Here is a 14,597-nt window from a genome sequence, read left to right as displayed (position 1 = left end):
CTCAGGTCCAGCCGGTAGTACCGGTGCGCTGCTGAGGAGTTCTTGCTTGTCCGACCAGACCACCCGCATGACGGCCGCCAACTCTCCCGGTCAGCCGGCCCAGGGTGGCGACCACACCGCTGCCGTGCCGCCGCCGCCAGCTCCCACGCGGGTCGTGTCACCGCCGTCGGCGCGGATCGGGCCACCACCTACCGCACCGACCGAGATCGTCCAGCCTTCCGGGGCCACCCGGGGGCAGGCCGCGCGGCAAGCGGCTCCTCTTGGGCAGCCGGAAGTCGGGAACGCCGCCCTCCAGCGGATCCCGGCCACTGGCGAGACCCTCGGCCCCTACCAGCTGCTCGGCTCGCTCGGCCACGGCGGGTTCGCCCACGTGTACCGCGCCACGGGGCAGGGTGGCGAGGTCGCGCTCAAGGTGCTGACCAACTCCGAGCACGACTCGCTCGACCGGTTCGTCGGCGAGGCCGCGCTGCTGGAGCGGCTGGCCGGGCGCGGGTTCCCGCAGCTCGTCACGGCCGACCTGCAGTCCCCCACGCCGTGGTTCGCCATGGAGCTCGTACCAGGGCCCACCCTGAGCCAGCGGGTCGCGGCGGACGGGCCGATGCCGCCGCACGAGGTGCTGCGCGTGGCCGACGACGTGCTGGACGCCCTCGCGGTGCTCCAGGAGGAGCACTTCCTGCACCGGGACGTGAAGCCGGCCAACATCATCGCCGCGCCCGACCGGTACGTGCTCATCGACCTCGGCATCGCCAAGGGGCACGGCACCAGCACCTCGACGCACGCCGCCGGCACCATCTCGTACATGGCGCCGGAGCTGTTCGTCCGCAAGCCGCACGCCCGCTCCGACGTGTACAGCCTGGGCCTGCTGCTGATCTTCCTCGCCACGGGCGAGCTGCCCAACGACCTCAACTTCGCGGGCCGCGACCTGACGGCGGCCGACGTCGGCCCCGTGGACCAGCGACTGCTGCCGCTCGTCCTGGCGATGACCAGGCACCGGCCCGAGGACCGCCCGCCGCTGCACAACCTCATCGGCACCGTCGCCCAGCTCGCGGCCGACGGCGCAAGGCTCGATCCGACGCTGCTCGCCGCCGCCGACGCGACCACCGTCGAGCGCGGCCTCGTCACCGAGGTGCTGACCGGCAGCGGAGCGGCAGCGGCCGTCGTCGCGCCGACCAGCGTGCTCGCGAGCAACCCGGTGCGGCAGGATGAGCCCGTCACCAACCTGGTCTACGACCAGCAGCTCATGGGCCGCCTGCACCAGGTGCACGGCGACGGGTTCGACGGCGCCGCGGAGGACGTCATCTCCGTGTATCTGTCCGCCGTCGGGCCACAGCGGGCGGGTGGGCGCACGCCCGCCGAGGTCAAGGACTACCTGTGGGCCGCGATGCGCTGGGTACCCGCCTTCACGCCAGAGGGCTACGCGGACACGTACGACGGCTGGGTCGCCTACCGTCAGCGCCACGGTCTGCCGCTCCCCGGCGTCCCGACGGCGAGCGTGCCCCGGCGGCAGGCCGGCAGCCCGACGCAGCACCGAGCTCCGGTGACGAACCAGCAGGCCACACAGGTGGCGCCCGCGTTCCGTCCGGGGCCGACGCCGGGCGCCCGGCCAGCGCAGACCACGGCACCTGCCCCGGCGCAGCGGCCCGTGGGTCAGGGCAGCACGCAGCCGAGTGCCCCGGTCCGGCCCGCGGCCCCGCCGGCCAAGCCGGCGCCGCGCCGGGAGGACCGGGACGCCCGCGCCGACAAGCGCCGGGACTCCGGCGGCGGCCTCGGGGCTCTCGCGGCGATCATCGGCTGGGTCCCGCGCATCCTGCTCGCCATCGCGGTCTACCAGCTGATACGTCTCTTCCCGGGCTTCGACGCGATGCCGAGCGCTGCCGGGCTGCCGCTGTTCGCCGCGCTCGGCGACCTCTCGGTGGCGATGCTGAACCTCGACCCGGTGTGGGCGCCCCGCATGGCGGAGCTGTCCATCCCGCTGCTGGGCATCGTGACCTCCGCCCTGGTGAACCTCTTCCGGGCGGTCCGCACGCGCCGCGGCGGGCGGACGTGGCCGTTCTGGCTGGTCGTCGTCGTGTGGGTGATCGTGATCGCCGTGCAGGGTGTGGTCGGCTACGCGCAGCAGGCCACGGAGAACGCGCGCGAGTCCTTCGAGCAGCAGCGCGAGCAGATCCAGGACGACCTGGAGCAGGGCGTCCAGGACACCACGGAGGACGTCCGCGACTCGCTGTGGGAGTCGTTCGAGAACGCTCTCCCCTGGAGCTGATCCGGCGCTGACCAGCGCGGAACAGCGCAGGGTCGGCAACTTGCACCGCGGTCGGCAGCCTGCACCGCGGGATCGTGACTTTGCCTCGAGACCGGTCCAGGCCTGAGCCGATCTCGAGGCAGAGTCACGACGCCGCAGGAGCGTGCCGACTTCCGACCACCGGCCGATAGATACAGCGCCTCCCGTCGCGGCGTCGCAGTCGTTCGAGCACGACCACAGACGCCGTTTCGACGTTCTCGTGCACAGGCGGCGCCGTCGACCACAAGGTGCCCGGCGTCACCAAAGCACTCTTGTTGCATGGAAGCTACATCAACTACCGCCGTTGCTATTCCGACCGTATTCCTCGCCCACGAGCATGACAGGAACCAGCTCTCGCTGGAGAGTCGTCGAGGCACTCTCGTTCGGGTCCGCCGCGGTGCCTATTGCGAGCCACACTCGATCCAGGTCGACGGCCCTGCGTCAGCGCCACGGGAGAAACGGAACAGGGAGCTCGCCCGAGCTCGGGCACTGCACTCACAGCTGCTGTCCGACCCTGTGTTCAGTCATACGACCGCTGCTCTGCTTCTGGGGTGCCTCGTCTGGACGGTGCCGGACCGCACTCACCTCTACCAGAGCTATCGCGCCTCGGGGCGCGCCGCCAAGGACATCGTGCGGCACCGAGGAGATCTCCCGTCCGACGACGTCGTGACCGTCGAGGGCTTGCCGGTCACCTCGCTCGCTCGCACGGTCGTGGACTGCGCCCTGACATTGCACCCGCTGGAGGCGCTCGTGATCGCCGACTCCGCGTTAGCGCTCGGGCTCGAGCGAGACGAGCTGCTCACGATGCTCGACGCCCGGTCCGGTCGACGCGGCATACGCCGAGCGCGGCTCGTGATCGAGCTCGCGGACGGCGGGTCGCAGTCGGCGTGGGAGACGTGGGTCCGTTACCAGCTGCTGCGTGCTGGCTTGCCACGTCCTACCACGCAGATGCCCGTCCGGACCGACCGCGGGCTTTTCCACACCGACCTCGGCTACGAACGATGGGCCTTGGGCATCGAGTTCGACGGCCTGGTCAAGTACCGACCGAACGGTGTTCGCCCAGGCCATGACCCGGCAGTGGAGTACGCGAACGAGCGGGCCCGCACGGAGGCCCTCCGCCGGTCCGGCGTCAGCGTGGAGCGTGCGACCGCCGCCGACCGGAGCAACGTCCGAGAGATGCTGAGCCGGTTCACTCAGCACCTGCCACCGGACGTGGTCACGAGGGCTCGAACCAACCCGCTCCTGCCCTCCGCCTGATGCGAGTGCGCACCGCCGCGAGGAGCGTGCCGACGTCGTGCGAGCAACGCAGGAGAAAAAGGCGTGCGGTCCGCCGCACCGCCGTGCCATGCTCGTCGCACGGTCACCGAGCCACCCCTTGAGGCACTCGATGACCGGCCAACAGCAGGCCCCCGGACGACGCGTCCGGGACCAGGCACTCGGGGAATGCGGACAGGAAGGAGGCGGTCATGGACGACGTCGTTCGCGCGGCTGCCTTCGCGGCAGCAGACGCCACTGTCACCAGGGGCACCCGGGTCTGATCCGGCTGTGCTCCGGCATCAAGGAGCACTGTCTTGCCCCGTTTTCCCGAAGCACCGAAGTCCGCCCTGATCCGCACCGCGAACAGGGGCGGCAAGCCTGACGTCCGATCGGCCCCGGAGCGCGCGCCCAAGGCCTGGGCCGACGCCCGTCGCGCCCGGGTCAGCCGCGACGACCTGGAGGGCCCGCACCCGAGCACGCTCCGGGCCGGACCGACCGGAGCCGACGGCGGTCGCGGTGACGCCTACGACGCCGGCCCGGCCCGCCCGGACCCCACCCAGCCGGACCCCACCCAGCCCGGTCCCGGGCAACGCTGGTCCACCTGGCGATCCGTCGCCAAGGGGCAGCGGGGACCCGACCCGCAGCCCGACTGGCTGGTCACCCGCGACGCCGCTCTCGACACCGAGCTCGGCATCCTCAAGACCGGCAAGGAGGCGGACGCGTTCCTGGTGGAGCGTGCCGTACCGCTCGGCGCCGAGACAGGAGACGTCGTCGAGGCCGAGCGCTGCCTCCTGGTGGCCAAGCGGTACCGCAGCCTGGACCACGGCCAGTTCCACCGCGGCACCGAGTACACCGAGGGCCGCCAGGTCCGCCGCACACGCGACCAGCGCGCCATGGAGGACCGCAAGTCCGCGTGGGGCCGCGCTGTCTCGGCCACCCAGTGGGCCGACGCCGAGTTCGTCGCCCTGCGCGAACTCTGGTCGGCGGGCGCCCCTGTGCCCTACCCCGTGCAGATCGACGGCACGGAGGTGCTCATGGAGTTCGTGGGCACCGAGGTGACCGACGACGCCGGCCGCACCCAGGCCGTCGCGGCACCGCGGCTCACGCGAGAACGCCCATCGGACGACCTGCTGGAGTCGTACTGGGAGCAGCTGACGCACGGCATGACCGTGCTGGCCCGGCTCGGCTTCGCCCACGGCGACCTGTCGCCGTACAACATCCTGGCCGACGGCGAGCGGCTGGTCATCATCGACCTGCCGCAGGTCGTGGACCTGGCGTCCAACCCGTTCGCGAGCGACGTGCTGCTGCGCGACTGCCGCACGGTGTGCACCTGGTTCGCGGCCCGCGGCCTGGAGGTCGACGCGGACGCGTTGTTCGCCGACCTGCTGGCACAGGCCTTCTGACCGGGGCCGGCCCGGTCACCCTGCCGGGGTGACCGGGCCGCAGGTCCAGGAGGAGAACACCAGGTCGGTCTGCACGCGGCCCACCTCGCCGCGGGCCGTGAGGTCGAGGACCAGGCGCTGCAGCTCGTCGGTGTCGGCGCAGGCCACGTGGACCAGGAAGTCGTCAGGACCGGAGACGTGGTGCACGGCGCGCGCCTGCGGGAGCCGCCGCACCCATTCGACGAACGGGCCCAGCAGGGGCCGGGAGTGGGTGGTGAGCCGCACCATCAGCATGGCCTGCAGCCCGCGCCCGACGGCCGCCGGGTCGATCTCGGCGTGGTACCCGCGGATCACCCCGGCGTTCTGCAGCCGCTGGGTGCGAGCCAGGCAGGTCGACGGCGCGACGCCGACCCGCTGGGCGAGGACCTTGTTGGAGAGTCGACCGTCCATCTGCAGCTCGTCGATGAGCGCACGGTCGACCGAATCGAGGATCACGTTCTGGGCCATGATCCGAATTTCTAGCACGTCGGGCCCCTACCGACCGTGGCGGGTGCCGATAGTCCCCCATGACCACGCACTCAGGGACCATGCATTCAGGGACCATGCATTCAGGGACCACGCACTCCTGGAACACCCGCGCCGTCCATGCCGGAAAGGACGACCTGGCCGCCCTGGGGCTCCACGCCCCACCGATCGACCTCTCCACCACCTACCCGTCGCACGACGTCGTCGCCGAGGCCGCGCGCCTTGACGACTTCGCCGCGGGGAACGACGACGGTGGTCCGCCGGTCTACGGCCGCGTCGCCAACCCGACGGTGCGCCGGTTCGAGGACGCCCTTGCCGAGCTCGAGGGCGCACAGGCCGCCGTCGCGTTCGCGAGCGGCATGGCTGCCCTGTCCGCCTGCCTGCTGGCCCAGGTCGCGGCGGGCAAGCCGGAGATCATCGGCGTTCGGCCCCTGTACGGCACCACCGACCACCTGCTCGACTCGGGCCTGCTCGGCACCTCGGTGACGTGGGTCTCGCCCGAGGAGGCGGCGTCGGCCATCACGGACAGGACCGGGCTGGTGGTCGTCGAGAGCCCGGCGAACCCCACCCTGACCGAGGTGGACCTGCGCGCGCTGACCGACGCCTGCGCGCCCGTGCCCGTCCTGGTGGACAACACGTTCGCGACGCCAGTGCTGCAGCGCCCGCTGACCCTCGGGGCGGCCATGGTGCTGCACAGCGCCACGAAGTACCTGGGCGGGCACGGCGACGTGATGGGCGGCGTCGTCGCCTGCTCCGACGAGTTCGCCCGGTCGCTGCGGCAGGTCCGGTTCGTCACCGGCGGCATGCTGCACCCGATCGCGGGCTACGAGCTCCTCCGCGGGCTGGCGACGCTCCCGGTGCGGGTCAGGGCGGCGTCAGCCACGGCGGGCGAGCTGGCGCGCCGGCTGGCGGAGCATCCCCACGTGACCGAGGTGCACTACCCGCGCCTGGGCGGTGCCATGGTCTCGTTCGAGACCTCCGTGGACCCGATCGCCCTGGTCTCCGCCGTGCGGCTGATCACCCCGGCGGTGAGCCTTGGCAGCGTCGACAGCCTCATCCAGCACCCCGCTTCGCTGACCCACCGGATCATGGACGAGGTCGCCCGCAAGGACGCGGGCATCTCGCCGGACCTGGTGCGCCTGTCGGTGGGCCTGGAGGACGTCGACGACCTCTGGACGGACCTGACCCAGGCCCTCACCCACGCGGTTCGCTGAGTGCTGGGTACTTTGTTGGTCCCGGCCGATTGGTCCCGGCCGAGCTGACCGACGGCTACCCAGCACTCAACGGGGTGTGCACCTACCGTGGACGGATGAGTACTGCCCCTTACGACCGGGACGACCTGCTCACCTTCCTCGTTGACTACGGCGTCGCGCTCGGCTCGGGCGACCTGGAGACCGTGACGGACGGCCTCGCCTACCCGTCGGTGGTGGTGGAGGCCGAGCGGTCCCTCGTCGTGCCCGACGCCGAGGCGGCGCGCGACGCGCTCGGCTCCATGCTCACGGCCTACCGGGAGCAAGGGCTGGTCGCCGCCGTGCCCGACGTGCGCGCCGTCGAGCAGGTCGGCGACGCCCTGCTGTGGGTCGACGTGCGCTGGAGCTACAAGGACGAGAACGCGTCGGAGGCGACGGCGGAGCGCGTGCGCTACCTGCTCCGACGCGGCCGGGACACGTTCGAGCTGTGCGTGGTCGTCCCGGTCGAGGAGTAGCCCGCGCGGCCGTTCGATCGAGCGCTTGGCACACTTTTATTCGACGCCTCCGACCATGCGACCCGGACATCCGCTTGCCAACACCCGTTCCTTGTGAGATAAATAAGTATCCACTTATATAAGGAGTTGCCATGACCAGCACCATCGATCCCGTCACCACCGCCGGCCTCATGACCCGCGAGGTCCGCGACGGCACCAGGGACGGCACACCCACCAAGATCGCCGTCGCGCGCCGCACCTACGCCGCCGACCGCGACGACCTGTGGAACGCCCTCACCTCCGCCGAGCGGCTGCCCCGGTGGTTCCTCCCGATCGACGGCGACCTCTCGGTGGGCGGCCGGTACCAGTTCGTCGGCCAGGCGGGCGGTGCCGTCGAGCAGTGCGCCGCGCCCGAGAGCTTCGCCATCACCTGGGAGTTCGGGGGCCAGGTCTCCTGGGTGACGGTCTCGCTGAGCACCGTCGACGACGGCACCACGCTCGAGCTGGTGCACGAGGCCCCCGTGGACCCCGACTTCTGGACGCAGTACGGCCCGGGCGCCGTCGGCGTCGGCTGGGACCTCGCCCTCGTCGGCCTGGGCCTGCACCTCGCCACCGGCTCCGACAACGACGCCACCGAGTTCGAGCAGTGGACCCTCTCCCCCGTCGGGGTCGAGTTCGTCCGGCTGGCGAGCGCCGACTGGGCAGACGCCGCCATCGCCTCCGGGGAGGACGCCGCCCAGGCTCGCGCCGCCGGCGAGCGCACGTTCGCCTTCTACACGACGCAGCCGGAGTCCTGAGTGTCGGCCGCCGCGCCCGACTCCGCCCGGGCCGGCGTGTTCGAGGCGCTCGGCGACCCCGTGCGGCGTCGGCTGCTGGAGCTCTTGGTCCCGGGCGAGCAGCCCGCCGGCGCCCTGGTGACGGCCCTGCAGGCCCGCGCGCGCATCACCCAGCCGGCGGTCTCGCAGCACCTCAGGGTCCTGCGTGAGGCCGGCCTGGTCCGGGTGCGCGCCGAGGGCACGCGCCGCCTCTACGCCGTGGACGACGTGGGGACGGCCGCCGCCCGTGCCTGGCTGGCCCGCTTCGAGGACACGTTCGCCCAGCCGCTCGACGCCCTGGCGACGGAACTGGTCCGCGGACGCAGGGAGCGCCGTCGGGCGGGAGCCGCGCGGGACGAGGCAGCGGGCTGAGGCCGAACCCGTGTGGTCGGCAGAACGTCAGGAGGTCGGCAACTCGGGTTGCCGACCTCCTGACAGTCTGCCGACCAGCCGCGCACCGGTCGCCCGCCGAACCTCAGTAGCGCTTCGGGAGGTTGAGGTGGCGCTCCGCCATGATCGTGCGCAGCAGGTCGGGGCGGTCGGTGATGAGCCCGTCCACGCCGAGGTCCATCAGCGACTCCATGGTGGCGCGGTCGTCGACGGTCCACGGGATCACGGCCATACCGGCGTCGTGCGCGGCGGCGACGAGCTCAGGTGTGGTGAAGGGGACGTAGCCCGGGTCCTCGACGCCACCGCCCTGGGGGTCGCCGTGCACGGGCGAGACGGCGTCGGCTCCGAACGACGCCGAGGCGGCGACGAACTTCTCCTGGATCGACCCAGGGAAGTCGTCGATGTCCAGGCCCCCGAGCCACGGCGACGCGCCTGGCGCGCCGGCCTGCAGGAACTGCTGGCCGTTCGTCAGCGCCACGAGCGGGAAGCGGGGCTCGACCTCGCTCATCCGCATCAGCGAGCCCCAGTCGAAGCTCTGGACCGTGACCTGGTCGACGAGGCGGGCCTTGCGGACCTCCCGGGCGACGACCTGCACGAACTGCTCGCGCGGCGCCGTCTGCTCGGGGGCGCCGGCCTCGACCTTGGTCTCGATGTTGAGCGTGACCTGGCGCGCGCGGTGCCGGTTCACGAGGTCCAGCACCTCGGACAGCAGGGGCATGCGCTCGCCCGGGTGCAGCTCCTGGCCGGGGAACTGCGGCTGGCGCAGCGAGCCGCAGTCCAGGGTGCGGACCTGCGCCAGCGTGAGGTCCTTGATGTACGTCTTCTCGGGGACGTACGGGAACTCGGGGTCGCCCGGGAACGCGGGCTCCGTGTCGACGCACTTGGCCGGGTTCGGGTCGCGGTCGTGCGTCACGACGGCGTACCCGTCCTGGGTGATCTGCACGTCGAGCTCGAGCGTGCTCACGCCGAGCGCGAGCGCGTTGTCGAAGGCCGGGAGCGTGCTCTCGACGGTGAGCGCGATGCCGCCGCGGTGCGCCTGGAGGTCGAAGGCCCGGTGGTGCCCCTCGGGCAGAGCGGACGCCGGTGCGGCGCCCAGGGCCAGGGTGCCCGCGAGGGTCACGGCGAGTGCTGCGGTGGTGCGGTGTCGAATGGTACTCATGGGCCCGAGCCTGGACAGGTCTCGTGGCCGTGGCGTGGAGACACGCCGTCGCGCAGGCGACACCCCCATGAACGCACGGCGATCACCCGCCGGGCGCAAAGCGGTACGAACTGCCAGGTGGGAGTACCGTGCTCCGGTGGCTCATCTCGACTGGGAAATCAAGGCAAGCCTGCTGATGTACGTGATGGGGGCGCCTGGCGGCCGCATCGTGCAGGACGACGCGGTAGGCGGCAGCGGGGCGGCGTTCCACTTCCCGCTCGACCCGGAGCGCAGCCCGGACGTGTCGGCCGACGCGACGCGCTTCGCCTTCACCGGGTCGGTCGTCTTCATCGGGCACTTCGGCTCGTTCGTCGGCGAGATCGCCGACATCGAGGTCGACGCCCCCGCCGACGGTGGCCCCGACTGGACCATGTCCATCCGGGACCGCGACGCGGACGTGCGCACCACCGCGTTCCGCCTGGCCGGGGCGCCCGCCCGGTCCGACGACGGCACGCGCCTCACCTGGCAGCAGGTCGAGCTGACCGACGACGGCGCGAAGCTCTGGGGCGGCAGCTACCCGGTCGCCACCCCGTTCGAGCCGGTGACGATCGACCTGTCCTGACCGGCCGGCCGCGCTACGGTTCGGGGATGCTGCCGCTCGGACTGTCCATGCTGTGGGAGACCGTGGATCCGGAGGCCGCGCTCAGGGAGCGGTTCGGGTTCGACAGTCTCGACGCCGTGACCGACTGGGCCACGAAGGCGCTCGACACGACGTGGGGCATCGCCGTCGCCGCGTGCCCCCGCATGGTGATCAGCGACCAGAACGCGATCCTCTGGGTAGCGAGCGACCGCGGCGACCTGGTGGTCAAGTGGTCGGGGGCCCGCGAGCGCTTCGGCAGCCTGGACGCGTCGACGCGGCTGCTGCGCTCGCTCGCCGACCGAGGTATTCCTGTGGCGGCGCCCCTCACGGCGCCGGACGGGCTCGACCGTGTGGTCCTGGACGGACCCTCGGGCGAGCTGTCGGTCACGGTGCTGCCGGAGCTGTCGGGAGACTGGCTGGACGTGACGGACCGCGCGGCGGTGCTGTCGGCCGGAGCCTGCCTGGCGGAGGTGCACCAGGCGCTGGGGTCGCTCGGAGCCGGCGATGCGTTCGAGGCCGGCCCGCGCGAGCCGGCACCGGCACCGGCAGGTGGCTCGACGGCGCCACGATCCGGCGAGCTCACGCAGACGATCAGTGACTGGCTCGCGACTCGCGACCACCAGCTCGCGCCCGAGGCGTCTCGTCGGCTCCGGAGCCTGCTGTCCGGGGCCCCGGAGCTCGACGACGAGCCGCAGCTGGTGCACAACGACTTCCGGGCCGCCAACATCCTGACGCGGGACTCGACGGTCGTCGGCGTGCTCGACCTCGACGAGGTGCGGGTCGAGCACCGGGTCCACGACCTGGCCAAGGCCAGCGTCTACCTCGGCACCCGGTTCACGGCCTGGCAGCCGACGTCGGGCGACGTACGGCAGGCGCTGCGCGCCGGGTACGAGTCCGTGCGGCCGCTCAGCCCCGCCGAGGCGTGCTGGTTCGAGATCCTCGTGGTGTGGCAGGGCCTCCACGCGATCCCCCGAGGGAACGACCCTGCCGGGTGGGCGTCAGCCGTGTAGCTCCACGGCGCTCAGCCGCTCCACCAGCTCGGCCGGGAGCTCCAGCTCCAGCGCCGCGACGGCGGCGTCGAGCTGGTGGACCTTGCTGCCACCGAGCATCGGCCGGATGCCGCGGGCCGTCAGCCAGGCGATCACCACCTGTCCGCGGGACGCGCCGACCTGGGCCGCGACGTCGTCCAGCACGGCGAGCCGCTGGGTGCTGCCCGGGTGGTCGAAGACCTCGGGGATCGGCTTGGCCGGGTTGTCATAGGCCCCGGACAGCAGCGGCGTGTACGCCCAGACGTCCAGGTTCTCGACGGCGGCCAGGTCGATCAGCTCGTCGTCGAGCCAGCCGAAGCGGTGGTTCCCCGTGAGCGTGCCCGGCCGTGGCTGCAGGTAGCTGTAGGCGTGCTGCACCACGCTGAACGGTTCCTTGCCCTGCCCGACGGCGTGCCGGCGTGCCCGCTCGACCCGCCACGCCGGGTGGTTGGAGAGGCCGATGCGGGCGGCGACGCCGTCGGACACGAGGGCCGCACAGGCGTCGGCGGTCTCCTCGACCGGGACCGAACGGTCCTCCATGTGTCCCCAGGCCAGGTCGACACGGTCGGTGCCGAGGCGGCGCAGGCTGCCGGTGATCTGGGTCTTGATGGCCCCGGCGGACAGGCCGGTGCGGGAGGCGGGCCAGTCCGCGGCGTCGCGCGGCTCGGCGCCGAACTTGGTGGCGAGCAGGATGCGGTCGCGGACGCCTGGGCGGGCGGCGAACCAGCGTCCCAGCAGCTCCTCGCTCTGCCCTCCGTAGCCGGACTCGCTCGCCCAGAACGCGTAGCAGTCGGCGGTGTCGATCCACCGGCCGCCTGCGTCGACGAACCGGTCCAGGACCGCGAACGACGTGGCCTCGTCCACCACGGTGCCGAACATCATGGCGCCGAGCACGAGGCGTTCGGCGGGCGGGGTGTCCTGGGTGGTCTCACGCTGGGTGGTCTCACGCTGGGTGGTCTGGGTGGTCTGCGATGTGGTCATGGGACGAGCAAAAGCCCTGGAGCGCGCTCCAGGTCAAGGGCAAGATCAGAACATGGCCACCTACTCCCCCGCGCAGGCCGCCGAGGTCTCCGGTTTCAGCATCGACACGCTGCGGTACTACGAGCGCGAGGGCATCCTTCGACCCATCGCGCGGACATCGGGCGGGCACCGCGCCTACACCGAGGACGACCTGGGCTGGCTGGACCTCGTGCACTGTCTGCGCGACACCGGCATGCCGATCGCCGACCTCAAGCGGTACGCGGAGCTGTCGCTCGACGAGGCGACGCTGGCCGCCCGGGTCGCGCTGCTCGAGGAGCACGACCGGCGGGTGCAGGAGTCGGTCGATGCGCTGCGACGGCAGCAGGAACGGTTGCGGGAGAAGATCGGGTGGTACCGGCAGCAGGGGGTGTGAGGCCGGGTACACCTCGCCCGACCTGTGACTTACCTGGGACCGACGCGACCCCGCTGGTAGGTTGCCGGTATGACGTCACCAGCGCCAGGCGTCGGCGAGGTCGCGCCTGCGGCCGTCGGCCCCGGTCCGGTCCCGTTGCCCGATCCTGAGCCCTCAGCCGCGGCGGCCACAGCCCCAGCACCAGCCCCCGAGACGGCTCCCGTGCCGGACCCGGAACCCGAAGCGCTGTCGGCTCCAGAGCCTGAAGCGGAGCCAGTCCCGGAGCCCCCGGCACCAGAGGTGGAGTCCTCTCCGTCCCTCGAGCCCTCCCCCGCCCCGGAACCCGAGCCGGCGCCCGCCCCCCTTGCCGCCGCGCTCCCCGTCCGCCGAGTGCGGCGCATCCCCGCCAGCGGCGAGCGCCTCGGCCGGTTCACCCTCGCCGAGTCGTTGGGTCACGGCGGCTTCGCGCACGTCTACCGGGCGCTGGACGACGACGGCGCCGAGGTCGCCCTCAAGGTCCTCACCGGCCTGCCCGACGACGCGCGCGAACGCTTCGCCCAGGAGGCCGACCTCCTCGAACGTCTGGACGGTCGCGGCTTCCCGCGCTTCGTGGAGGCCGGTCTGGAAGCGGACCAGCCGTGGTTCGCGATGGAGCTCGTGCCCGGCACGACGCTGCGGGACCGGGTACGCGAAGAAGGCCCGTTGTCCGGTCCCGAGGCGCTGGGCCTGGCCAAGCAGCTGGTCGACGCGCTCCTCGTCCTGCAGGAGGAGCGCTGCCTGCACCGCGACCTCAAGCCGGCGAACATCATGGTCGACGGCGACCGTGCGGTGCTCATCGACCTCGGCATCGCCAAGGTCTTCGACGCCGCGACGTCGACGCAGCCCGCCGGAACCGTCTCCTACATGGCGCCGGAGCTGTTCGGGCGCCGGGTGCACCCGCGGTCGGACGTCTACAGCCTGGGGCTGCTGCTCGTGTACGCGAGCACGGGCATGCTGCCGCTGGACCTGAACTTCCTGGGCCGGGACCTGGTGTCCACCGACCTCGTGGACGAGCTGCCGGCCGGGCGAGCCTCCGGCGACGCCTCCCCGCCCGAGCCGCCGACCATCGACAGGCACCTCGAGTCGCTGGTCCTCGCCATGACGCGCTACCAGCCGAACCACCGCCCGCCGCTGGAGAACATCGCTAGCGTGGTGGGCGCCCGCCTCGCGAGCTCCACGCCCGACCCGACGCTGATGCTCACCTCGCAGCTCCTCAGTGACGGTGTGACGGCCGCGGAGGTGGCCGCGCTCCCGCTGACGGACGTGCTGCCCGGCCGGGGTCATACCAAGCTGTTCCCCCGGTTCCTCGACCCGTCTGACGACGCGACGCCCAACGCCCGCACCCCGGAGCCCTGGCACGCCCTCGTGTACGACCGCGCGCTGATGAGCGTCCTGGCAGAGGTGCACGCGGACGGTTTCGACGGCGCCGCCGAGCAGGTCGTCGCCGACCACGTCGCGGAGATCGGCGCGCACGTGGCCGACGGCCGCACCCCGGCCGAGATCAAGGACTGGGTCTGGCAGGCGATGCGCTGGCAGACCGCGTCGCCACCTGACGGGCACGCGGACACGCTCCGAGGGTGGCGTGCGTTCCGCAGCCCCGAGCCCGCTCCGGCGAGCGAGCGGGCCTCGGCCGGCAGCAGGCCGGGCTCCGTGCCGCCGTCGGTCCTGCCCACGCCGGTCGCGCCCCTGTCCGCAGCGGCGACCCAGGTCGTCCGCAAGCTGGCCCCCGCGCCGCAGTCGTTCGAGCCGCGCAAGAGCCCGGTCAAGCATCTCGGCCCAGCGCCCAAGCAAAAGGGCCCGACGCCGTCCGTGCACGCCACCCGCCCGATGCCCACCGTGCAGGCACCGCCCGCCCAGCAGGCCCCCGCAGGCCCCCGCGAGCCGGCCGCCGAGCATGCAGCCCGGCGTCCGGCAGGGTGTGCAGCCGAACGTTCGAAAGGGCGTGCAGCCGGGCGTCCGGAAGGGCACGCAACCGGACGTCCGGAAGGGCGCGCCGCCGGGCAGGCAGCCGACACCTCCCGTCGCCACACCCGCTCCGCCCCGTAAGAA

Annotated in this window: 14 protein-coding genes; 11 read left to right on the top strand and 3 right to left on the bottom strand. The window is 72.4% G+C overall.

All coding sequences use genetic code 11. The features are described from left to right. Positions 1-46 precede the first annotated feature (46 nt). The 3 genes from APR04_RS25065 to APR04_RS25055 all read left to right on the top strand — a co-directional run bounded on the left by APR04_RS25065 (position 47) and on the right by APR04_RS25055 (position 4,938). Complete coding sequence (locus APR04_RS25065; RefSeq protein ID WP_253875889.1) at positions 47-2,260, top strand: serine/threonine-protein kinase; 2,214 nt, start codon at positions 47-49, stop codon at positions 2,258-2,260. Between the two features lie 585 nt (positions 2,261-2,845). Next, complete coding sequence (locus APR04_RS25060) at positions 2,846-3,535, top strand: type IV toxin-antitoxin system AbiEi family antitoxin (RefSeq protein WP_253875886.1); 690 nt, start codon at positions 2,846-2,848, stop codon at positions 3,533-3,535. A 314-nt stretch (positions 3,536-3,849) separates the two neighbouring features. Beyond that, positions 3,850-4,938 (top strand): serine protein kinase RIO, encoded by a 1,089-nt coding sequence (locus APR04_RS25055; RefSeq protein WP_253875884.1) that lies wholly within the window; start codon positions 3,850-3,852, stop codon positions 4,936-4,938. Positions 4,939-4,953: 15 nt separating this feature from the next. Here APR04_RS25055 and APR04_RS25050 read toward each other — a convergent pair whose 3' ends face one another. Then, positions 4,954-5,424 carry an Lrp/AsnC family transcriptional regulator gene (locus tag APR04_RS25050; protein ID WP_253875882.1) on the bottom strand — a complete coding sequence of 157 codons (471 nt, stop codon included), beginning with the start codon at positions 5,422-5,424 and terminating at the stop codon, positions 4,954-4,956. Between the two features lie 95 nt (positions 5,425-5,519). Between APR04_RS25050 and APR04_RS25045 the strand changes: the two genes are divergently transcribed. The 4 genes from APR04_RS25045 to APR04_RS25030 all read left to right on the top strand — a co-directional run bounded on the left by APR04_RS25045 (position 5,520) and on the right by APR04_RS25030 (position 8,313). Further along, positions 5,520-6,656, top strand: coding sequence for a trans-sulfuration enzyme family protein (locus tag APR04_RS25045; RefSeq protein ID WP_253875879.1), 1,137 nt, complete (start codon positions 5,520-5,522; stop codon positions 6,654-6,656). A 95-nt stretch (positions 6,657-6,751) separates the two neighbouring features. Next, a complete protein-coding gene (locus APR04_RS25040) occupies positions 6,752-7,147 on the top strand; it encodes a DUF6841 family protein (protein ID WP_253875876.1) in 396 nt (131 codons plus the stop codon). A gap of 131 nt (positions 7,148-7,278) precedes the next feature. Beyond that, positions 7,279-7,923 (top strand): SRPBCC family protein, encoded by a 645-nt coding sequence (locus tag APR04_RS25035; protein WP_253875874.1) that lies wholly within the window; start codon positions 7,279-7,281, stop codon positions 7,921-7,923. Next, entirely contained in the window at positions 7,924-8,313 is a 390-nt protein-coding gene (locus APR04_RS25030) for an ArsR/SmtB family transcription factor (RefSeq protein ID WP_253875872.1), read from the top strand. It abuts the gene before it with no gap. Positions 8,314-8,416: 103 nt separating this feature from the next. Here the strand turns inward: APR04_RS25030 and APR04_RS25025 are convergent, their stop codons facing one another. Beyond that, positions 8,417-9,490, bottom strand: coding sequence for a glycerophosphodiester phosphodiesterase family protein (locus tag APR04_RS25025; RefSeq protein ID WP_253875869.1), 1,074 nt, complete (start codon positions 9,488-9,490; stop codon positions 8,417-8,419). Positions 9,491-9,626: 136 nt separating this feature from the next. Between APR04_RS25025 and APR04_RS25020 the strand changes: the two genes are divergently transcribed. Both APR04_RS25020 and APR04_RS25015 read left to right on the top strand, forming a co-directional pair. Beyond that, complete coding sequence (locus APR04_RS25020; protein WP_253875866.1) at positions 9,627-10,091, top strand: HtaA domain-containing protein; 465 nt, start codon at positions 9,627-9,629, stop codon at positions 10,089-10,091. 26 nt (positions 10,092-10,117) lie between these two features. Continuing rightward, the gene (locus APR04_RS25015; protein ID WP_253875863.1) at positions 10,118-11,119 is read left to right on the top strand and encodes a phosphotransferase; all 1,002 of its coding nucleotides are present in this window, start codon (positions 10,118-10,120) and stop codon (positions 11,117-11,119) included. On the opposite strand, the gene APR04_RS25010 is transcribed toward APR04_RS25015, so the two are convergent. After that, positions 11,108-12,118, bottom strand: coding sequence for an aldo/keto reductase (locus APR04_RS25010; RefSeq protein WP_253875860.1), 1,011 nt, complete (start codon positions 12,116-12,118; stop codon positions 11,108-11,110). The two genes, APR04_RS25015 and APR04_RS25010, sit on opposite strands and share 12 nt — an antisense overlap. A 52-nt stretch (positions 12,119-12,170) precedes the next feature. Here APR04_RS25010 and APR04_RS25005 point away from each other — a divergent pair, with 52 nt between their 5' ends. After that, the gene (locus APR04_RS25005) at positions 12,171-12,530 is read left to right on the top strand and encodes a MerR family transcriptional regulator (protein ID WP_253875857.1); all 360 of its coding nucleotides are present in this window, start codon (positions 12,171-12,173) and stop codon (positions 12,528-12,530) included. Between the two features lie 69 nt (positions 12,531-12,599). Continuing rightward, a complete protein-coding gene (locus APR04_RS25000; protein ID WP_253875853.1) occupies positions 12,600-14,594 on the top strand; it encodes a serine/threonine-protein kinase in 1,995 nt (664 codons plus the stop codon). The last annotated feature ends 3 nt before the right edge of the window (positions 14,595-14,597 follow it).

Origin of the sequence: Promicromonospora umidemergens (genome assembly GCF_024171995.1) — a bacterium.
In the GTDB taxonomy this organism is placed as follows: Bacteria; Actinomycetota; Actinomycetes; order Actinomycetales; family Cellulomonadaceae; genus Promicromonospora; species Promicromonospora umidemergens.
This window is presented reverse-complemented; position numbering and strand designations above follow the sequence as displayed.